Source organism: Caulobacter sp. AVps18 (assembly GCF_058681425.1).
Genome location: NZ_CM178737.1, coordinates 2,052,546 through 2,073,934, shown reverse-complemented (window position 1 = coordinate 2,073,934; position 21,389 = coordinate 2,052,546). Strand labels below are relative to the sequence as shown.

The window sequence follows — 21,389 nt, the reverse complement described above, 5'->3', positions numbered from 1 at the left end:
AACTACTAGACAGGGATGGGAGACGGATCCGCCGCGACGGTGGGCGCGAGGCACGCACGGGCCACGAACTCGGCATGGCTGGGCATGACGTCGACGCACTTGCCGATGACGGTCTCGATATTGGCGAGATAGCGCGCGATGGCCTCGTCGGTCTGGACACGGACCAGTGGGTCATAGCCGCGCGGAATGATCCCCTGCCCCAGCAGCACCTGGATCCAGCTCTCCTCGGTGAAAAGCTCGTCATCCTCGCGGAAGACCCGGCCGTTGGCGGCAAACAGGTCCATCTTCCGCTGCAGCGTCGCGGGGACCTCCATGTCGCGGCAATAGCGCCAGAAGGGCGTGTCGTCGCGCCGGGTCGCCTTGTAGTGCAGGATCACGAAGTCGCGGATGCGCTCGTATTCAAAGTCGGTCTGACGGTTGAACTCGTCAATTCCGGCCTGGTCGAATCCGGCATCCGGCAGCAGGCGGACCATACGGGTCGCGGCCGACTGGATCAGGTGCAGGCTGGTCGACTCCAGGGGCTCCAGGAAGCCGGCAGACAGGCCGATGGCGACGCAGTTGCGGTTCCAGGTCTTGCGGCGCTTGCCTGTCGTGAAGCGAATGCGCAGCGGATCGGCACGCGGGGCCCCGTCGAGATTGGCCAGCAGCACCCGCTCGGCTTCGGCATCATCGAGGTACTGGCTGGAATAGACATGGCCGTTGCCGGTGCGATGCTGCAGCGGGATGCGCCACTGCCAGCCCGCCTCGCGCGCCGTCGAACGGGTATAGGGCGTAAACGCCTCGGAGCGGTCGCAGGGCACGGCCACGGCCCGGTCGCAGGGCAACCAGTGGGTCCAGTCCTCATAGCCCGTCTTCAGGGCCTGTTCGATGATCAGACCCCGGAAGCCCGAGCAGTCCACAAAGAAGTCGGCGGCGATCACTTCGCCGTCGTCCATCGTCACCGACTGCACGAAGCCGTCCTCGGGGCGCAGGGTGACATCGACGATCTGGCCCTCGCGCCGGACCACGCCGCGCGCCTGGGCAAACTGGCTGAGGTAGCGGGCATAAAGTCCGGCGTCGAAATGGAAGGCATGGGCGATGTGCCCGATCGGCGAGGCCCCCATGTCGGGCCGCGCCCGCATGAACCGGTCCTCAAGAGCCGCCGCCGTATTGATCGAGAGATTTGCGAAGTCCCCCGCGAGCCCCTGCTCGCGCATCCGCAGCCAGTACTGGTGGCAGCGCAGCCAGCCGAGATCCTGACCGATGACGCCGAAACCGTGGATGTAGCTTTCGCCCTTCTGGCCCCAGTCCCGGAACTGGATGCCCAGCTTGAAGCTGCCTTGGGTGCCACGCAGAAAATCGTCCTCATCCAGACCCAGAAGCTCGTTGAACTTCTTGATTGCGGGGATGGTCGCTTCGCCCACGCCCACCGTCCCGATCGCCTCTGACTCGACCAGCACGATCTCGTAGAGGCCCTGGAACAGGCGGACACAGAGGGCGGCCGTCATCCAGCCTGCCGAACCGCCACCGGCGATCAGGATCTTCTTGAGGGGTTGCATGACCCGCCTCCCGTTGAGCCGAAGGCCCCGCCCGAGCGGAGCCTTCGATCGTTTCTCCCTGGCGGGCCGGCCATTGCGAGAATGACCGGCCCTTGTCCCTGGTTAGAACCGATAGTTGACGCCGAACAGGATCTGGCGGCCGTACTTCTCATAAGTCTCCGGCAGGGTGCCGCCGTTCTTGGTGGTGGTGCCGCCACCGTCCAGACCCAGCCGGGTGCGGTAGGGCGAGTCCGTCAGGTTGTTGACCTGCAGCAGCAGGCCAAGGTTCTCGAGCGGACCGTCCTGGAAGGTGTAGCCGATCTGGGCGTCCACCTGCTTGTCAGCCAGGATCTCGGTGAAGCCGCGCGTGGCGAACAACTGCACCACCTCACCCTTGAAGGCCGAGCGGTAGCGCTGGCTGATCCGGGCCTGGAAGCCATTGCGCTCATAATAGCCCGTGACGTTGTAGACCGTGCCCGACAGGCCGGGGATGCGGACCTTCTGCTTGGGATCGGTGTTGGTGGTCGGGTTGAGGTTCGACTCGGTCAGGGACAGGCTGCCCTGCATGCCAAAGCCCTTCAGGGGTTCGACGAGATCGCCGATATCCACCGCGCCACTGAATTCCAGCCCCTTGACCACGCCGCCCTTGCCGTTGGCCGGCAGGGTGATCTGGCCGATATTGCTGATGACAATTCCTGACGGGATGGCCGTAGCCGTCGACGGCAATGGGATACCCGTGAAGTCGAACTTGCCGCTCTGCTGGTAGATGTAGGTGTCGAGCTTCTTGTAGAAGGCCGCGACCGACAGGTAGGTCGCCGGGCTGACATACCACTCGTAGGCAACGTCGGCGGCCTTGGCCATCCAGGGCTTGAGGTTGGGATTGCCGCCGCTGGCCGACCACGGATTGACCGTCGTCCCCGGCGCGCAGGGCTGGCCACTGCAGACCATCGAGTTGAAGCCCGGCGTGACGTTGGCCCGCATGTCGTCCATGCGCGGACGGGCCATGGTCTTGGACAGGGCCAGGCGCAGGCGATGCCCGCCCCCCAGATCGTAGATCATGTTCAGGCTGGGTAGCACGTCGGTATAGTCCGCACCGGCCTTGATCGTTTGCGGTTTGATCGGCTGGCCCGGCTCAAGACCATTGATCACCACACCGCTCGACTCCTGCGACTGCTTGACCACCTGGACGCCCAGGTTGCCGCGAAGGTCACCGGCCGCGAAATTGGCCTTGGCGAAGAAGGTCGTGACCTCCTCGGTGATCTCCCAGTTCTTGTCGAAATAGTTGGCATCCAGGATCGGGGCGGAATTGTAGTACTTCTGCCAGACGTCGCCGATCTTCACGCTCAGAACGCCACCGAAGCCGGCAAAGCCCAGCTGGGTCGGCGAGTTCAGATCGCCGGCGTCGACATAGACCTGCTGGCGACCGTTCTTGAGGAACAGGTCATTATCCGAGACGGTCTTGGTCTTTTCGCGCTTGGTATAGTTCAGCCCGGCGTCGATCCCGGTGATGAAGCCGTCCATCTCGTGCTCGAGACGCAGGTCCAGGGCCGAGACGTCTTCCTTCACATGCGGGAAGCGAATGGCGCCGTCATGGCCCCAGCCACCCCACGGTGCGCGATCGCCCAGGGTAACCTTGGTGGCATCGGCATAGTTCAGGCCCTCATCGTACTGAGAGAAGCCCTTGTCGGCGACCTGGAAACCGATCGTGTCATAGGTCCGGCCGACATCGCCGGTCGACGGCGTCACGCCGCCCACGCCACGGCCGTAGCCGGCATAGGTCTCCATGATCTGCTCGCGACGCTTGTTCGACGAGTAGGAGAGATCGGCAAACAGCTTGGTGGTCTCGTTCAGCTGGAACTCGTTGTTCAGTCCGGCGGAGAACAGCTCGTCCTTGCGGGTATTGAAGTCATTGCGCAGCTGCGGAACGCCCTTGTTGAGGGTACCGCTCTCGGCAAAGGTCGAGCCCCCGAGATCCCGGGTCTTGACGTTGGTGAAGGTGGCGCCATCCGCCCAGCCGTTCGAGAACCACTGCGCCCCGCGCGTCGTCTCTTCCTGGTCGAACTGCGAGTAGTAAAGGTCCAGGGTCGAGTGGATGCGGTCATTGGGCGCATACTCAAAGATGCCGATGAAGGCATCGCGCTTGTTGATCCGCGAGGTCGCGAAGATCTCCTGGCCGTTCAGAATCAGCGCGCTGTCGGCACTGTCGGGCGTGACCGCAAAGCCGAAGGACTCATAGCCGTAGGCCTTGTAGTGCTTCACCTGAGAGGGCGAATCCAGGTGCGCATAACCCAGGGCGACGCCGACCGTATCGTCGGCGAACTGGTTGACGTAGCTGATGCTGAAGCGGCCACCCTGGTTGCTGACATCGTCGTTCAGCTTCTTGCCGGCCGTCTTTTCGCCACGCAGGTTCACGGCCAGCGCACGGCGACCAAACTCCAGCGGGCGCACGGTGCGGAGGTCCGCCGTTCCCGACAGGCCCATGCCCGACACCTGGGCGTCGGGGGTCTTGTAGATGACGACGCTGGACAGCAGTTCCGAGGGATACTGGTCGAACTCGACGGCCCGGTTGTCGCCAGAACTGGCCTGCTGACGTCCATTCAGCAGGGTGGTGGTGAAGTCGGGCGCGAGACCCCGGATCGAGATCACCTGAGCGCGGCCATTGACCCGCTGGGCGGCAAGGCCCGGCAGGCGAGCGATCGACTCGCCGATCGAAACGTCCGGCAGCTTGCCGATATCCTCGGCCGAAACAGCCTCGACGATCGAGGTCTCGTTCTTCTTGATGTTGATGGAGTTCTGGATGCCGGCCTTGATGCCGGTGACGACCACCGCTTCAACCGTATTGGGTTCGGAAGCGGGAGACTGCGCCGCGACCTGTGCCTGGGCGGCGCCCGCCCCGGACAGGGCCATGGTGATCGCAGCGGCTGAAGCCGTCAGATAGAAATGATTGATCGACGAACGCGCCCGGCGCGTGTTGCGGTTTCGCATAGCTCTCCCCTCTGAAAGTTCGCCCGTTACGCGGGACTTGTTCTTGCGCACGTCCAATCGCATCGCCTGATACATATTGGAAGCGCTTCCAATTAGAGTCGCGACGCGAAGTCTGTCAAGCTTGAAACGAAGAGCGGAAAGTCAGACCGTACGCGATTTGGTGGTCTGCCGAGCCACGACGGCATGGTCGAGCAGCTGGAAGACGGGCTCCGGCTCAGCATTGGCCCCACTAAGACGGGCCACCAAGAGCTCGACGGCGCGTTGACCGAGGTCCTTCACCGGCTGGTGCACGGTGGTCAGGGGCGGCCAGACGATCCCAGCGACGGGCGCGTCGTCAAAGCCGGTAATCGACAGGTCGGCCGGGATGTTCAGCCCGCGCGCATGGGCTGCTGAAAGGACACCGGCGGCCATGTCGTCATTGGCACAGACCAAGGCCGTAGGCCGCAGGGGATGGTCCATCAATCCCGGCGCAAGACTCGTCCCGGACCGGAAGGTAAAGTCGCCTCTCACCGCGACATAGGCTTCATCGCCAAGCCCCTGTTCCAGCAACGCGCGCTTGAAGCCGGCCAGGCGCCGGTCCGCCGAAAGGTGTCCTTCCAGGCCTGCGATGAAACCGAAACGCCGGTGGCCGATCTTCAGCAACTCGCGCGCCATGTCGTAACCACCGGCTTCGTCGTCGATGCCCACACCGTCGGCACCGCCTCCCCCCGCCTGTCCGGGAGAAACAGCCACCACGCGGCATCCCTTTGCGAGAGCGGCTTCGATCAGGGCCATGTCATCGCTGTAGGGCGGCGACAGGATCAGACCTTCGCAGCGTTGCGACGTGATGAGGTCTAGAATCTGCTGCTGCCGGTCCTCCGTGCTCTGGGGCACGTTCTGGATCAGGATCTGGTAACCCAAAGCCAGGCAGGCGCGCAGGGCCCCCAACTCAAGAGCCGACTCGTAATAGGAATTGGGCTGGTTCTCAGGATCAGAAGCGAAGACAAAGGCGAGCAGCCGGCTGGCTCCCCCAGCCAGACTGCGGGCCTGCGGATTGACCTTGTAGTCCAGGCTCTCGACGACCCGCATCACCCGGTCACGCACTTCGTCGCGGACGTTGGGGCCGCCGTTGAGCACACGGGAAACCGTCACGCGCGCCACCCCGGAAATGCGGGCGACATCATCAATGGTCGGCTTCTTCGATTTCAAGCGACTCTCCGAAAACGGCGCGGTCCTGCGCCGGGCTTGAAGAGCATTGCAACAGCTTGCCTCAGGGACGCAACCCGCCGCGCACCCGCGCATTGCTTCAACTCTACCGCAGTATGACCCCACCGGTGGGGCGCAAGGCGGCCCGGCTGACTTTCGCTTCAGGCCCCCTCGCCCCGTAACACGTCGCTTGCCCATGGCGATTACTTAAGCACGGGCCCCTCCAGGAGGGCCTGGGTATGCAAGGTGTCGCGCAACGATAACCCCGAACTTGATCGAGAGGCCGCTCTCGCACTGCAGCCTGGCTGCTCAGCGGCCAGATCAGACGGCGACGGGGCCGGCGAACCGGCCGCTGCTGTCGACACCGTCAACCGCTTCTCGTTTGAAGGCCTCCGGAAAGGCCAGACGCTTCACGGGCGTCAGAGACGCCTCTTCCGCTCTAGAGCCCTTTCCGACCTGATGGCTTCATCAGGGTCGGGCGAAAAGGGCTCTAAATCAGATGTTTAGAGCATTCTTCGATCCGATAACCGTTTCACACTTATCGGAAAATGCTCTAGTCTCTTGTTTTCACGTGCGTTTCATTCCGAAAACCGGTTCCCACTTTTCGGAACGCCCTCTAGGAGCTGTGGACACTTATCGCATCCAGAGTATTGCGGCAGCGAGGTGCAGGACGGCGAGGTAGTTTCTCGCCGTCTTCTCGAAGCGGGTGGCGACACGGCGGAACTGCTTGAGGCGACTGAAGCAGCACTCGACGAGGTGGCGCTGGGCGTAGAGGTGCGGGTCGAGCGTATATTTCTGAGCGCGTGAAGGATTGTTGGGGATGACGGCGACGGCGCCCTTGGCGGTGATCGCCTGACGCAGATGATCTGCATCGTAGGCGGTGTCGGCCATGACGACCTTGGCCGGCAAGCCTTCGATCAACGGACCCGCTTGAGGTGCGTCTCCCCGTTGCCCGGCCGTGAGAATGAACCGGACTGGTTGGCCCAGGCCTCGCACGGCCATGTGGACCTTGGTGCTCAGTCCGCCGCGCGAGCGTCCAAGGGCTTGATCTTCAGACCCCCCTTTTTGGCCCCGCTAGCGTGCTGGTGGGCGCGGACGATGGTGGAGTCTATGATCAGGTATTCGAAGTCTGGATCGCCCGACATCGCCTCGAAGATCCGCCGCCAGACGCCCTTCTGGCTCCAGCGACTGAACCGCCGGAAGGCGCTATTCCAATCGCCGAACACCTCGGGCAGATCGCGCCAGGGCGAGCCCGTCCTCACGATCCACAACACGCCCTCGACGAACATCCGGTTGTCGCGGCCGGTCGAGCCCTTCTGGTCAGGACGCCCGATGATCAGGCCAGACATCCGGTCCCAATCAGCGTCACTCAGCACCAAACGATCCATCACACCCAAGACCGCCTCCCAAAAGACAGTCTTGAATCACGCTTCGCACCCTTCGGGAATCCCTAGAGTCCACAGCTCCTAGCACGGTGTCCACTGCAACGAGGCAGGATCACGAGAGAAGATCAGTGTTAGGTTGTTCCCGTCGTGCAGCGCGCCGAGCGCCAAGAACAGAACCAAGCGGACCTCACGACGGGCCGAAGGGCGCGTCGATCGAGGGCGAAGGCTCAGTGAACCAGGCCGCGCCGTCCTCGGTGACATGGAAATGGTCTTCGAGACGCACGCCGAACTGATCCGGCAGAACGATCATCGGCTCGTTGGAGAAACACATGCCCGGCGCCAGCGGCGTGCTGTCGCCGCGCACCAGATACGGACCCTCGTGGATCGACAGGCCGATGCCGTGGCCAGTGCGGTGCGGCAGACCCGGCAGGGCGTAGTCCGGCCCGAGACCATGACCTTCGAGAACGCGCCGCGCGACCGCATCGATCGCCTCGCACGGCACGCCCGGGCGTACGGCGGCAAAGGCGGCGGCCTGAGCCTCGTGCTCGATGTCCCAGATCCGCCGATGCTGATCCCCCGGTTCGCCGAACACATAGGTGCGGGTGATATCCGCGTTATAGCCCTCGACCTGGCAGCCGGTGTCGATCAGCACCAACTCGCCCTCTCCCAGTATCTGGTCGCCAGGCAGGCCATGCGGATAGGCCGTGGCACGATCGAACTGTACGGCGCAGAAGCTTGAACCGCCGTCAGCACCCGCCGCGCGGTGGGCGGTGTCGATGAACCGCTTGACCGCGCTTGCGGTGATACCCGGCGCGAGCACGGCCGCAGCGCGCCGGTGGACATCCAGGGTTATGGCCTTGGCGTAGCGCATCAGGGCCAACTCGGCCGGCGACTTCAGCGCGCGGCAGCCGTCGATGACGAAGGTCGCGTCAACGGCGCGCAAGGACGGCGCGGCCGCTTGCAGGGCGCAGAACAGCAAGTACGGCGCGGCCGGATCCAGCGCCAGGACATCGGCTCCGATCTCGGACAGGGCCCTGCCCACCAGGGCACCGGGCGGCTCATGCTCCTGCCACAGCCGGATATCGGCCTCGATCTTCAGGTCCGCTTGCAGGGACCCCAGCTCGAACGCCGGGCAGATCATGATCGGCCGTCCGTTGCGCGGCAGCAGCATCGCTACCAAACGCTCGGTCGCGCCCCAGGGTACGCCGGTGAAATAGCGAAGGCTGGCGCCTGCCCCGACCAGCAAAGCGTCCGCGCCAAGCGCAGCGGTCAGCCCGCGCGCCCGCTCCAGCCGCGCCTCGAACTCGAGCGCGCTGATCGCCGCTGGCCGCCCGGGACGGGGCGACAGGCCCGCCAGTTGCACATCCATGGTCGAACCACCGACGCCCAGGGTCATGCTGCGTTCCTCTTTGGCAGGTCGGACTGTCTGGCGAAGCGGTCCAGGTCGAAAGGGGTAAGATCTACAGCCGGACTTCCGCCGCCCATCAAGGCCGCGACCAGTTCGCCGGTGACCGCCGCCAAGGTCAGTCCCAGATGCTGATGACCGAAGGCGTAGTAAAGATTTGAAGCCCGCCGGCTGACGCCGATGGCTGGAAGATAGTCAGGCAAGGTCGGTCGGGCGCCCATCCATTCCGCGACCGGGCCTTCCATCCGCACCCCCAGCTCCGACAGATGCCGGCGCAGGCGCGCCCATTTGCGCGGATCGGGCGGCGAGGATTCGCGGCCGAACTCCACGAAGCTGGCAGCACGCAGTCTATCGCCGAAACGGGTCAGAATCAGCGAACGCTCCTCGAACACCACCGGCGGAAGGTCGCCCCAGCGCCTTGCCTCGCCCTCCAGATGATATCCGCGCTCGGCGATCACCGGCGCGACATGACCCAGACCGCGCATCAGCACGCCGGAGCCCACGCCGCCCGCCATCAGAACACGCTCCGGCGCCAGCCGCCGTCCGTCTTCGAGTAGGACCTCGACGCGCCCTTCATTCTGCTGCAAGCGCGCGGCGCGACCGATCAGCCGTCGGCCGCCCGAGGCGTCATACGCTTCATCCAGCCATTGCGAGACAAGCGCCGGATCTCGGACCTGTCCGGTATTCTCGAATTCCAACCCACCGGCGATTGGGACATCGACAGACTGCTCCAAGCTCCGCGCCAGTTTTTCAGACAGGGGAATCAGCTTGGCCTGACCGATATCAGCGGCCCGCCAGGCGTTCTGACCCGCGCGTGCGGCGCTCTGCGTCTCCCAGGCAATGACGTGACCGCGTTCAATCAGCAGGTCGGGACGGTCCAGTGAAGTCGCCAGCCGACGCCAGGCCGGCAAAGCCTCCTTGAGCAGTCCGCTCAACGCGCGTTTGCCGTGAGCGGCACCCGCCGGCGTCGACGCCTTTATAAAGCGCGCAGCCCAAGGGCCCCAGGCCGCGACGTCGGCCAGGCGGAAATCCAGCGCCCCTCCTAGCGGAAACAGTCGACCGAACGCGGAAGCCAGGGCGGCGGGCGAGGCCAAGGGCTCAACCTGCTCGATCGCAATGTGTCCGGCATTGCCATAGGATGCGGAACGCGACAAACTTTGCGGATCAAGCAACAGAACGGCCTCGCCGGCGCGTCGCAAGGCCAGGGCGCTGGCCTTTCCGACCACCCCGCCCCCTATTACCAACGTTCCAACCGACTGCTCCACCCGGGCTTTACCTCCGCATCGCAATTTCGTATACTGTAGACGAAGCAGTTAGAGGTGCAAGTCGCATGAGTTCCATGAATTGGTCGGGCGTGTTCCCGGCCGCCACCACCCAGTTCAACGCCGACCTTTCGATCGACATCGATGCAAGTCAGCAGGTGCTCGACGCCCTGGTGAATGACGGCGTTCATGGCCTGGTGGTCCTGGGCACCTGCGGCGAGAATAACTCGCTGGAGCCCGATGAAAAGCGTCGTCTGCTTAAGGCCGCCGTCGAGGTCGTCGCCGGTCGCGTGCCGATCATCGTTGGCGTTTCGGAGTTCACCACCGCCCGCGCTGCGGCCTTCGCCAAGGACGCCGAGACGATCGGGGCCAACGCGCTGATGGCCCTGCCGGCTATGGTCTATGTGCCCACTGAAGCCGAGCTCGCGGCCCATTTCAGCACCGTCGCCCAGGCCTCTGGCCTGCCGATCATGCTTTACAACAACCCGCCAGCCTATCGCGTCTCCATCACGATGGAGGTGCTCAAGCGCCTGGCCGCCGAGCCGACCATCGTGGCCGTCAAGGAGAGCGCGCCCGACACCCGTCGCTTCACCGACCTGGTCCGCGCCTTCGGCGACCGCTTCATCCTGATGGCCGGCCTCGACGACGTGGCCCTGGAAGGCCTGGTCCTGGGCGCCCGGGGCTGGATCTCCGGCCTCACCAGCGCCTTCCCACAGGAATCAGTGGCGCTGGTCGCCGCCTTTGATCGCGGCGACATGGAGGAAGCTCTGCGCATCTATCGCTGGTTCATGCCGCTGCTTCACCTGGACGCCGAGCACGACCTGGTGCAGTCGATCAAGCTGGCCGAGCAGATCATGGGCCGCGGCTCCGAACGCGTACGCATGCCCCGCATGCCCCTGGCTGGAGCCCGCCGCGCCCAGGTCGTCGCGATGGTCGAGGAAGCCGCCGCCACGCGGCCTGTCCTGACCCCGGCGGCCGCAGCGGCCTAAAGCCTTAGAGGAAGTCCATGCGTCATACGTTCTTCTGCATCGACGGCCACACCGCCGGTAATCCGGTTCGTCTCGTGGCCGGCGGCGCGCCGCTGCTACGCGGCGACTCGATGAGCGCACGTCGCCAGGACTTCCTCGCCCGCTTCGATTGGATCCGCACCGGCCTGATGTTCGAGCCTCGCGGCCACGACATGATGTCGGGCGGCTTCCTCTATCCGCCCACCTTGCCCGATTGCGACGCGGGGATCCTGTTCATCGAGACCAGCGGCTGCCTGCCGATGTGCGGACACGGCACCATTGGCATCGTCACCTTCGCGCTCGAAAACGGTCTGATTACCCCGCGCGAGCCGGGCAAGTTGCGTCTGGAAGTCCCCGCAGGCGTCATCGACATCGCTTTTGAGACTGCGGGCGACAAGGTGACGTCCGTCAAGATCCGCAACGTCCCGGCCTATCTGGCCGAAGAAGGGATCAAGATCGACGTGCCGGGCTTTGGCCCCCTGACGATCGACGTGTCCTACGGTGGCAATTTCTACGCGATCATCGAACCTCAAGGTGCCTATTCCGGCATCGACGCGCTGGGCGCGTCCGAGATCCTGCGCCTCAGCCCGATTGTCCGGACACTGGTCCGTGAAAAGTTCGAACCGGTCCACCCCCTCGACTCGACTATCCGCGGCGTCAGCCACGTGCTCTGGGCCGACGTGCCGCGAGCACCAGACGCCGATGGCCGCAACGCGGTCTTCTACGGCGACCGCGCCATCGACCGCAGCCCCTGTGGCACCGGCACCTCGGCGCGCCTGGCCCACCTCACCGCCAAGGGCAAACTGAAGGTCGGCGATGCCTTCGTGCATGAGAGCATCATTGGCAGCCGCTTTATCGGCCGCGTCGAGGCCCTGGTCGAACTGGGCGACCGCACCGCGATCATCCCCTCGGTCGAGGGCTCGGCAATCGCCACCGGCCACAATATTCTCTGGATTGACCGCGCCGACCCATTCTGGGCCGGCTTTCAAGTGATCTAGACTCACGGCGATCGACGGAGTTTGATATACGATATGGCGTATTCGGCACCGATGGCGGTTTGGCGCTGCCACGGTCTCCGCCCTAGACGATCCGCCAAGAGGTTCAGCCTGCGCTTATGAATATCGTTGTCCGCACGCTGTCCGACCAAACCTATGAAATTGTGCGCCGCCGCATCCTCGTCGGCGCTATGCAGCCCGGAACCGCCGTACGGCAGGACGTCATCGCCGCCGAACTGGGCGTCAGCAAGATTCCGCTGCGCGAGGCCCTTGGCCGTTTGGAACAGGACGGCCTTCTCAGCTCCTATCCCAACCGCGGCTATGTTGTCCGCGACCTGTCCAGCGATGAGGCCAGCGAAGTCTTCGCCCTGCGCCTGAAGCTGGAGCCTGGGGCAGTGGCCGAAGCCTGCCTGAGTGCGACTCCGGCTGACCACGCCGCCGCCGCGAACGCTCTCTCGGCGCTTGAGGCCGCACTGGCCAAACCTGATGGCGATCACGTCAGCCTGAACCGCGCCTTCCACCTGGCGCTGGTGCACCCTGGCGGACACATCACTTTCCAGTTGATGGAACGCCTGCAGATCCTCTCCGAGCGCTATGTCCGAGTGCATTTGGAGCCCTTCGGGCGTGACGAACGGGCCAGCCTGGAGCATCGCGAGATTCTCGAGGCCTGGACCCGGGGTGACGCCCCGACCGTCGAAGCCCTGACCGCAGGCCACATCCGGGGCACCCTGTCGGATCTCCGGCAGCAACTGGCGAACTGACACGAAAGAGTCGGCGAAAGCCGGCTCTTTTTTGTCCGGACAGGTCCCTCCAAGCTGGCCCGAGACCGAGAGGCTGGCGAAGGCTTCAGCTGCCCCTGATACGCAGCGTGACCGCGCCGCGAGCCGGCACCTGAAAGTCTTGCGGACCAGCGGCCAGATCAGCCCCAAGCCAGACGTCGCGGACGCCCGTGATCTTGGCGAGAGGAACATCACTGGCCAGCAGCGTCATCGGCGCAGCCGTTTCGCCGCGATTGAACAAGGCCACCGCCACGTCGCCATTGGCCAGCCGTTTGGTCCAGACCTCGGTCGAACCTTCGCGTCGCACGGCCTTGCCCTGGATGCCCAGGGCATCCTGGTCGATGGCGATCACCTCGCGGTTTTCCAGCATCTTCAGCACCTCGGCGCTGGTCTGGCGCAGGTCGTGGCCCATCATCAGCGGCGCGGCCGACATGGCCCACAGGCTCATATGGGTGACGTATTCATCGTGCGTCATGCCCCCATTGCCGATCTCGAGCATGTCGGGATCGTTCCAGCCGCCAGGGCCGGCCAGCTCGGGGCGGCCGTTCTTGTCGAAACCGATCCTGGCCATGGTCGGATAGTCGTCGGTGATATCGCCGGTCGTGCGCCACAGGTGACCGCCGACGTCCCTGCCCCACGCACCGACATCGAAACGCCCGTACTCGCATAGGGAATAGAGGATCGGTCGCCCCGTTGCCCGCAGTGCCGCGCCCATCTCGTAGTAGCTGCGCTGCACCGTATCGGCGTCGCTATAGAACCATTCGCCCGAGCACAGGTCGTACTTCAGATAGTCCATCCCCCAGTCGGCGAAGGTCTGGGCGTCCTGCTGGACGTGACCGTAGCTGCCCTCATAACCGGCACAGGTCCTGGGTCCCTGCGAGCTGTAGATTCCCAGCTTCAGGCCCTTGGAATGGACGTAGTCGGCCAGACCTTTCATGTCGGGGAACTTGTCGTTCGGGCGGATCGCCCCGTCCGGCCCGCGCGTGCCCTGCCAGCCGTCGTCGATATTGACATAGATGTAGCCGGCGTCCTTGAGACCCGTCGCCACCAGGGCGTCGGCCATGGCGCGGATGGTCTTGTCGTCGATGTGCTCGGCGAACTTGTTCCAGCTGCTCCAGCCCATCGGCGGCCTGGCGGCCATGCCGTCCGGCGAAAGCTTGCCCAGGGGTGGCAGGGCGGCGGTCTTGAAGGTCCGCGCCTTGGCCTCGGTGGCCGTGCCCTGACGCCCGACCTGCTCGACATGCGCGTACCAGACGTCGCCGACCAGCTTGACCTGCTGCCCTTCAAGCACGGCCGTCCATTGGCGCGTGGCGTGAGCGCGATCATTGAGGTTGCGCAGCTCGAACGTCGCCTTGTTGCCCTGGATGACCAGGTTCTGCATCTCCATCGGACCATACCAGGCCGTGGTGACGGTCCCCTGCGTCTTGCCGCCCTTGCTGGACAGCTGGACCATGGTGACACCGGGATAGGACGGCGCTTTGTCGAACAGCCAAACACCGTCCAACGGCGTCTCCGCCAGCGCGGGCGCGGCGGTCAGGATCAAAGCCCCAAGGGACAGCGTCATCAGGCCGCGCAACATCGCGATCTCCATTTTTGGGGTTGGCGCAACGCGACCAGCGCCACGACCAGGATGTCAGGGATTGGCGTCGCAGGCCGCCGCCGGGGCGCAGCGGGCCAAGGCCAGCACCAGGGCGGCGCTCCGCGGTTTAGCGTTCGTGCTATTCCTCGTCAGGATAGGGGCCCTTGCCGCCATCCGCGATCAACTGGTCCACGCGCGCGTCAATCACCGGCAGTGGGACAGACCCCAACTCCAGCATGGCGTCGTGGAAGGCGCGGATGTTGAACTTCGGACCCAGGGCCTGCTCGGCGCGCTTTCGCCCGTCCACAAAGGCCAGCATGCCCATGTAGTAGGACAGGGCTTGGCCGGGCCAGGCGATGTAGCGGTCAACCTCGGTCGTAATTTCGTGGTCGGCCATGGCGGTGTTGTCGTGCAGGTACTTCTGGGCCTGTTCGCGGCTCCAGCCCTGGGTGTGAATTCCGGTGTCGACCACCAGGCGCGCCGCCCGCCACATCTGATAGCTGAGCATGCCGAACCGGTCATAGGGCGTCTCATAGAGTCCCATGTCCTCGCCCAGCGCCTCGGAATACAGCGCCCAGCCCTCGCCATAGGCCGACAGATAGGTGTCGCGACGATAGGCCGGCAGGTCCTTGTTCTCGGCGGCCAGCGGCATCTGGAAGGCGTGGCCCGGCGCACTCTCGTGCAGGGTCAGGGCCATCAGCGAATAGAGCGGCCGGGACGGCAGGTTGTAGGTGTTGACCAGATAGATGCCCGGACCACCACGCCCGCCGGTGTAGAAGGGCGCGATCTCGTCGGGCACAGGCTTGATGGCAAAGCGGCTGCGCGGCAAACGGCCGAACCACTGGGAAGCCTTGGCGTCAAAGCTCTTGGCGTTCCAGGCGGCGCGATCCAGCAGGTCCTGCGGCGTCTTGGCATAGAAGCGCGGATCGGTCCGCAGGAAGGTCAGGAAGGCCGGAAGGTCGCCCTCGAACTTGACCTCCTTCATCACGGCCAGCATGCGGCCCCGGATCTTGGCCACCTCGGCCAGTCCGGTCTTGTGGATCTGGTCCGGGGTCAGGTCGGTGGTGGTGAATTCACGGACCTTGGACTGGTAGAACGCCTTGCCGTCCGGCAGGTCATAGGCGGCCAGGCTCTTGCGCGCGCCGGGGATGTATTCGTCACGCAGGAAGGTTCGCAAGCTGGCATGGGCCGGGGTGACGGCCTTGGAAATGGTATCGAGCGCCTCGCGCCGCAGAGCCTCTTGCGTCGCGGCGGGAATGGCCGACGGCATGGTCTTGAACGGCGCGTAGAACGGCGACTCTTCGGGGCGGGTCACGTCAGCGACCAGCGCCACGCCCGCGTCGCGACCCTTCAACGTGATTTGGGCCGGCGTGAAACCTCGCACCAGGCCCGCGCGCATGTTGACGATCTGCTGGTCATAATAGCGCGGCATGTCGCGCATCATCGCGATATAGCCGCGATAGTCGGCCTCGGTGCGGAAGCTGCCCCGCGCCCACTCGGCGACATCACCCCAGAAGCTGCTGTCGGCGTTCAGTGGCTTTTCGTACTGGCGATAGCGTTGCTCGGCCAGAAGGGCGTCGATCTGGCCCTTATAGACCGCGTAATTGACCTGGTTGACCTTCGACAGCTTGCTGACCGGCAGGGCGGCCAGTTGCTGCGAGACCGTGGTCCAGCGCTCAAGGCGCGCAGCCTGGATGGCAGGACCGACATCGGGCAGGCTGAAAGCCTCGCTCTTGGGGCCGTCTTCGCTAGGCCCGCTCTGCTTGAGCCGCCAGGCATATTCAGCATTGGCGATCGCCTCGAACCGCTGGTCCACAGATCCGGCCTTGACGGCCGAAGGGGCGGCCATCGCAGGGGCGACGGCCAGCAGTGGCGCAATCACCGCCAGACCAAGAACCGCAGTGTCGAAAAGTCCGGCTTGCCGCATGACTAGTTCTTCCCCTCAAGCAACAGCATGATGTCTCGGTATAGCGCGCCGGAAATCGCCACGCCCTCTTGCAGGCTTTTGGCCCTGGCGGCATAGCGGCGTTGCGACGGTAGCCGCGCGCCCTGCCCCTCAATCGCCGCGAACAGTGCTTCGGCCCGCGCCAGATGGTCGGCCATAGCCCCGCCCAGGAATCCGGCGGGATCCAGGGCGATGATCAGTTCCCCGCCGATCGGCGAACCGCCGCGACCTTGGTCGGCGTTCAGCGACTCCTGGCTGGTCATATCGCCGATCAGCGGCCCGGCCAGCAGTTCGACCATGGCGGCCAGGGCCGAACCCTTGTGACCGCCGAAGGTTCGCATCGCGCCGCCCAGAACCTCTTCGGCCACCGTCGTTGCAGCGCCGTCGGCATCATAGCCCCAGTGATCGGGCACGGACTTGCCGGCGCGCCGGTGCAGCTCGATCTCGCCGCGCGCCACCGCGCTGGTGGCGAAGTCGAAGACGAAAGGCTCGCGCCCCGGGCGCGGCCAGCCAAAGGCGATGGGATTGGTGCCGAACACCGGCCGCGTGCCACCTTCCGGTGCTACCCAGGCATGGCTGGGGGTGAAAGCCAGCACTGCCAGCCCCTCGTTCGCCAGGGCCTCGACCTCGGGCCACAAGGCCGCGAAGTGGACGACATTGTTCAGGGCCAGGGCAGCGATGCCGAAACGACGCGCCTTGTCGACCAGGACCGGCCGCCCGCGCTCGAACGCCAGCTGGGCGAACCCGCCACCGCCATTGACCCGCACCAGGGCCAGTGCGGGCTCGTCCAGCACCGGTTCTGCATCGACCGAAACCACGCCCCTGGAGATGCTGTTGGCCGCCACCAGCAGACGGTAAAGTCCGTGGGACGCACAACCGTCGCGCTCGCCGGCGACAAGGGTTTCGGTTACGGCCTCGACATGGCCCGCCGACAGGCCGACCGCGTTCAGGACCTTCCGCGCCAGATCACGCACCTCGTCCAGCGAAAGCCGCACCTCGTCTGCCGCCTTTGCCTCCGCCGCCATGGTCATGCGCTGGGGATCGGCTTGGCGGCAAACACCTGCACGCCGAACACCGGACCTGCGGTGCTGCGGTCGCGCGGCACGAACCGAACCTTGATCTTGGTCTTGCCCTTGGTGAGGGCTTCAGGCAGCGGGTATTCGACGTCGAAGAACTTGCCGGGATGATCAAATTCCAGGTGCTGGGACGCGACCTTCACCGTGTCGACCAGGATGTCGAAATCCCGGCTGCGCTCGCCGCCCCAATAGGTCGCCTGCAGGATCAGCGGGCCCGGCCGCACCTTCATCTCGAACTCGAAGAAGCCGCCTGAACGGGCGTCACGGCCGTTACGGTTCCGATAGGCGACCGGATAGGACAGCTCGGAGGTCAGGTTGTGGTCGCGTTCGGGCTGCATTTCGCCCAGATGCATCACATCGACCGAGCGGGCGGCGATATCCTTGAGGCGAACCTGCTCGGCCAGGAAGGCGGCCTCCTCGGTCTTCCACTGGCCTTCGTTGAAGCGCTTGAAATAGACCGCGCTGCGGCGCTCATACTGGCTGTAGAACGGCACGAAGGTCAGGTCGCCGGGCCGGCCGACGCCCCTGGCCACATAGAGCGCCTTCTCGACCGCAGTCGGCTGGAAGCCGGTGAGAACCGCTTCGCCCACCAGAGCCGGATCAACGCCCTCCCAGGGCTCGCTGTCCGGGCCCAGGTCGGCGGCCAGCACCATCGGGCCGCGTACCACGGCCACAGTGGTTTCGTCGCCCGGCGTGGCCTCGATACGCAGGTCCAGCGGCAGGGTGATGGCCACCACATCACCCGCTTTCCACTTGCGGTCGACAAGGGCGTAGCCGCCGGACAGGTCCGTCAGGACCGGCTGGCCATTGACGCTGACCTTGGGCGTGCCGCCCGCCCAGGCCGGTACGCGCAGGGCGATCGTGAACCGTCCGGGCTTTGCCAGGCGGGTCAGGGTCAGACGCGACTCGGGTTCATAGGGGTAGCGCGTGTCGAGCCGCAGGGTCGCGCCGCGCGCCGCCCACTGGGCCTCGGCAGGGATATAGAGGTTGACCAGCAGAGCCCCCTCGCCTTCCCAGAAGATCGACTCCCCGTGCTTGGCGTGGCTTTCCATGCCCGTGCCGACGCAGCACCAGAACTCTTCATCCTTATTGGTCGAATAGCCTCGGGCCGCCCCGGTCAGCAGCGGCGTCATATAGGTAAAGCCGCCGGTCTTGGGGTTTTGCGCCGCCATCACATGGTTGAGGTGCGCCCGCTCGTAGTAGTCGAACAGCTTGCCGTCCGGTTTCCAGCTATAGATCTGCCGGGTCAGCCGGAGCATGTTGTAGGTGTTGCAGTGCTCACAGGTCTGCTCGCTGATGTGCGAGGAGATCGAGTCCGGCGTCGAGAAATACTCACGGTCGGCATTGCCACCGATCACATAGCTGTGGTGGTCGGTAACGGTCGACCAGAAGAACCGCGCGGCCACGGCGTTCTGCGGCTTTCCAGTAAGTTCGTACAGCCGGCCCAGACCGATCAGCTTGGGCACCTGGGTGTTGGCGTGGAAATTGGCCAGCTTGTCCTGCTGCGCCATCAGGGGATCCAGCACCCTCTTGTCATAGATCCGCTCGGCAACGACCAGCCAGCGTGGGTCCTTGGTGCGGGCATAAAGCTCGGCATAGCTCTCGTTCAGCCCGCCATATTCGCAGTTGAGCAGGGTCTGCAGCTGCTCGTCATTGAGCGCGGCAAAGACCTTCTCGAAATAGCCGCCGAGGCCGATGGCCACGTCCAGCGCCTGTTGATTGCCCCAGGCGCCGTGCACGTCGAGCAGGCCGGCAAAGATCTTGTGCACCGTATAGAGCGGCGACCAGGAACCGTTGAGGTCGAACCCGCCCGAGCGGATCTCGCCCTTCATGACCTCGCCGAAGATCTCCTCGCCATCAACGACCGTGCCGTCCTTGCGCTTGCGCTGCAGGGCCCCGACATAGCCGGTCCCGCGCTTGGCCTGGGCCCGCGCCAGTTCGCTGACGATGTAGTCGGCCCGCTGGCGACATTCGACGTCGCCGGTCTGCTGGTACATGACGACAAGCGCCGATAGGTAATGGCCCAGCGTATGGCCGGCGATGGTGTCGGACTCCCAACCGCCATAGATTTCGCCCTTGGCCGGCAGACCGGCGAAGAGCATGAAATTGTGCAGGAAGCGGTCGGCGCTGAGCCGCAGCAGATAGGTGCGATTGACCTCTACCGCCGTTGCATAGTCCGATGGCAGAAGGCGAACCGAAGACAACGGCAGGGGCGCGGCCTTGGTCGGTAGCGACACCCGGCCCCTGGCAAGGGCGGCGACCGGGGCGGCTGTCGCGCCAGCGAGCGCGGCGGCAGCGGTGAGCATCAGGTCACGGCGAGTCGCCATCAGATATACCCCTACTTAATACCGTATACGATCTTAGGTTCACCCCTCCCACCCGTCAATCCGATCACAGTGGGAAAACGGCGATCAACGGATCGATTTGCACGACCCGATTGATGCGGACCAAACGCGTATCAATAGGCAACGGGATCGGCACTAAGGTCCCACCACGAGCGTTGCCGATGACACCCTCATCCAGCGCCGTTTCCTGAAGGCATCCAGAGGGTGGCCGGTGTTCGCTCATTGGGGCCCAAGCCAGGACCGCCGCCGGGCGGTCTGGCTCCGGGTCGCGTTCGCTGCGATCGAGAGGACATATTTGTCGTCCCCGTTCGCTTCGCTCCGCGTCAGCTCCAGCCCGTACAGATCGAGCGCCTCGGCGTAGTCGACGTCTCCCGGAGCGCCGATGACGCTGGCGAACCAGGCCTTCAGCGGCTGACCCGCGACAATTTCCGCCACCGCCGTGAAGTCCTCCGGCCGGAAGCCGGTCTTGCCGGAGTATTGGGCGTAGGCCTTGCGCATCACGTCGTCGAGGCTGGCCTTGCCGCCCGTCAGCTTGCGGATATGCGCGTCCAGCAGGAAGCCCGCGACCTCGCCCTTGACGTAGTAGCTGACCGTCGCGTCCGAGGCCCCGACACCGGACAGACTGTTCGACCACACGCCCATTGATGATTGTTCCAGCGACTGCTTCAGCCGGCCCGGGGCGTTCTGCAGGGCGGTGATCTGCTTTGACATCATGCCCAGATAGCGATCGTCGTCGATCAGCCCGCTCCGCCTCAGCATGAGGTTGCTGTAGTAGGAGGTCAGGCCCTCCGAGATCCAGAGGGTGGAGACGGTCGGGACTGTTTCGTAGTCGAAGGGACCCAGTTCCACGGGGCGCAGTCGCTTAACGTTGAACGCGTGCTGGTACTCGTGGGCGAGCAGGGCCACGAAGGCGTCGTAGCCCGGGGCGGTGGCGAACCGCTCGGGATTGACGTTCACGAAGGTCGAATGGCTATGCTCCAGGCCACCGCCGGTCTTGGTGCGGAAGGCGATCAGGAACGCGTACTGCCGCCAGGGCTTCGCGTTCCAGAAGCCGCGCGTCTCGTCCACCATCCTCTTGAGATCGGAAACCATCCGCGCCTTGTCCACGGACACCGCGCCGCGGTTGTAGGCGATCTGGTGGTGCGTGCCCTTCGAGGTGAAGTCGAGGACCTCAAGGTCGCCGGCCATGATCGGGGAATCGACCAGCTCCTCATAGCTGGCGGCCGTGAAACGCGCCCCCGAGGCCGGCCCGTTCCTTTTGAGACCGGTCGCGCTGACCCAGCCTTTGGGCAGGTCGAGAGCGACCTCCTGGCCAAGATGCTCACCGCCCTTGACGGTAATGTAGGTCGCCGAGCCGTTGAGCACCGCGTAGGTGGACGTCACCTCGTCCGTTGACACGGACCGTTCCTTTGCCGAAAGCCCATAGCGGACGAGCAGCCGCTTGGCACCGCTGGTATTCACTGTCCAGCGGTTGGGGCCGCCGTCGGTCACGGCCAGCTCGCGTCCGGCATCGTCATACGCCTGGAGGCGAAGGACGTTCTTCTTGTAGTCCTCCTTGACGTAGTAGCCGGGAGTCCAGACCGGCATGTAGAGCGTTGCCTGCGGCTGGCTGACCGGGAAGCTCGCCTCGACATCCACGGTCTGACCGGCCAGGTCATGAACGTGGATCCTGTAACCAATGATCGCGCGCTCGCCCGCGACAGCCTGCCGACCACCCGCCGCACCAAGCGCCATCGAGGCGACCAGCAGAGCCAGGAGCAGAACCGAACGTCGTGCGAGCTTCATTGCGGTGTCCATCGCTCTCGTGGGCGGGCGTCGTTGCGGACTTCGGGCGATACCGTCGTGGCGGCAGCGAGGTCGATCGCGGTGATGTTCGCCGTCAGGCCCTGACGGCGAACACCTGTCGATAATCAAAGACCGGCAA

The 21,389-nt window shown here is 64.9% G+C and carries 14 protein-coding genes; 3 read left to right on the top strand and 11 right to left on the bottom strand.

Translation table 11 applies throughout. The features are described 5' to 3' along the window. Window positions 1-5: 5 nt before the first annotated feature. The 6 genes from ACW179_RS09550 to ACW179_RS09525 form a co-directional block, all read right to left on the bottom strand. Complete coding sequence (locus tag ACW179_RS09550; RefSeq protein WP_492064056.1) at window positions 6-1,538, bottom strand: tryptophan halogenase family protein; 1,533 nt, start codon at window positions 1,536-1,538, stop codon at window positions 6-8. Between the two features lie 102 nt (window positions 1,539-1,640). Further along, window positions 1,641-4,502, bottom strand: coding sequence for a TonB-dependent receptor (locus tag ACW179_RS09545; protein ID WP_492064054.1), 2,862 nt, complete (start codon window positions 4,500-4,502; stop codon window positions 1,641-1,643). 141 nt (window positions 4,503-4,643) lie between these two features. Next, window positions 4,644-5,690, bottom strand: a complete 1,047-nt coding sequence (locus ACW179_RS09540; protein ID WP_492064053.1) for a LacI family DNA-binding transcriptional regulator — start codon at window positions 5,688-5,690, stop codon at window positions 4,644-4,646. Window positions 5,691-6,320: 630 nt separating this feature from the next. Further along, window positions 6,321-7,084 (bottom strand): IS5 family transposase gene (locus tag ACW179_RS09535; RefSeq protein ID WP_492059466.1). Its coding sequence is split into 2 segments (ribosomal slippage): window positions 6,321-6,746 and window positions 6,749-7,084, totalling 762 coding nucleotides; the frame shifts between segments, so codons are not numbered across the junction. 175 nt (window positions 7,085-7,259) lie between these two features. Beyond that, window positions 7,260-8,468, bottom strand: coding sequence for a M24 family metallopeptidase (locus ACW179_RS09530; RefSeq protein ID WP_492064052.1), 1,209 nt, complete (start codon window positions 8,466-8,468; stop codon window positions 7,260-7,262). Continuing rightward, window positions 8,465-9,742, bottom strand: coding sequence for an NAD(P)/FAD-dependent oxidoreductase (locus ACW179_RS09525; protein WP_492064051.1), 1,278 nt, complete (start codon window positions 9,740-9,742; stop codon window positions 8,465-8,467). Before ACW179_RS09525 ends, ACW179_RS09530 begins: the two co-directional genes overlap by 4 nt. Before the next feature lie 65 nt (window positions 9,743-9,807). Between ACW179_RS09525 and ACW179_RS09520 the strand changes: the two genes are divergently transcribed. The 3 genes from ACW179_RS09520 to ACW179_RS09510 all read left to right on the top strand — a co-directional run bounded on the left by ACW179_RS09520 (window position 9,808) and on the right by ACW179_RS09510 (window position 12,502). Beyond that, the gene (locus ACW179_RS09520) at window positions 9,808-10,728 is read left to right on the top strand and encodes a dihydrodipicolinate synthase family protein (protein WP_492064050.1); all 921 of its coding nucleotides are present in this window, start codon (window positions 9,808-9,810) and stop codon (window positions 10,726-10,728) included. Between the two features lie 17 nt (window positions 10,729-10,745). Further along, a complete protein-coding gene (locus tag ACW179_RS09515; RefSeq protein WP_492064049.1) occupies window positions 10,746-11,744 on the top strand; it encodes a 4-hydroxyproline epimerase in 999 nt (332 codons plus the stop codon). 116 nt (window positions 11,745-11,860) lie between these two features. Next, window positions 11,861-12,502 (top strand): GntR family transcriptional regulator, encoded by a 642-nt coding sequence (locus ACW179_RS09510; protein WP_492064048.1) that lies wholly within the window; start codon window positions 11,861-11,863, stop codon window positions 12,500-12,502. Between the two features lie 85 nt (window positions 12,503-12,587). Here the strand turns inward: ACW179_RS09510 and ACW179_RS09505 are convergent, their stop codons facing one another. From ACW179_RS09505 to ACW179_RS09485, 5 genes are all read right to left on the bottom strand, one after another. Next, window positions 12,588-14,099 (bottom strand): glycoside hydrolase family 27 protein, encoded by a 1,512-nt coding sequence (locus ACW179_RS09505; RefSeq protein ID WP_492064047.1) that lies wholly within the window; start codon window positions 14,097-14,099, stop codon window positions 12,588-12,590. Between the two features lie 139 nt (window positions 14,100-14,238). After that, complete coding sequence (locus tag ACW179_RS09500) at window positions 14,239-16,026, bottom strand: DUF885 domain-containing protein (RefSeq protein ID WP_492064046.1); 1,788 nt, start codon at window positions 16,024-16,026, stop codon at window positions 14,239-14,241. A gap of 2 nt (window positions 16,027-16,028) precedes the next feature. Continuing rightward, window positions 16,029-17,069, bottom strand: a complete 1,041-nt coding sequence (locus ACW179_RS09495; RefSeq protein WP_492064045.1) for an Ldh family oxidoreductase — start codon at window positions 17,067-17,069, stop codon at window positions 16,029-16,031. Window positions 17,070-17,071: 2 nt separating this feature from the next. Beyond that, entirely contained in the window at window positions 17,072-19,447 is a 2,376-nt protein-coding gene (locus ACW179_RS09490; RefSeq protein ID WP_492064044.1) for a beta-L-arabinofuranosidase domain-containing protein, read from the bottom strand. 237 nt (window positions 19,448-19,684) lie between these two features. Then, window positions 19,685-21,250, bottom strand: a complete 1,566-nt coding sequence (locus ACW179_RS09485; protein ID WP_492064043.1) for a M61 family metallopeptidase — start codon at window positions 21,248-21,250, stop codon at window positions 19,685-19,687. Window positions 21,251-21,389: the final 139 nt, after the last annotated feature.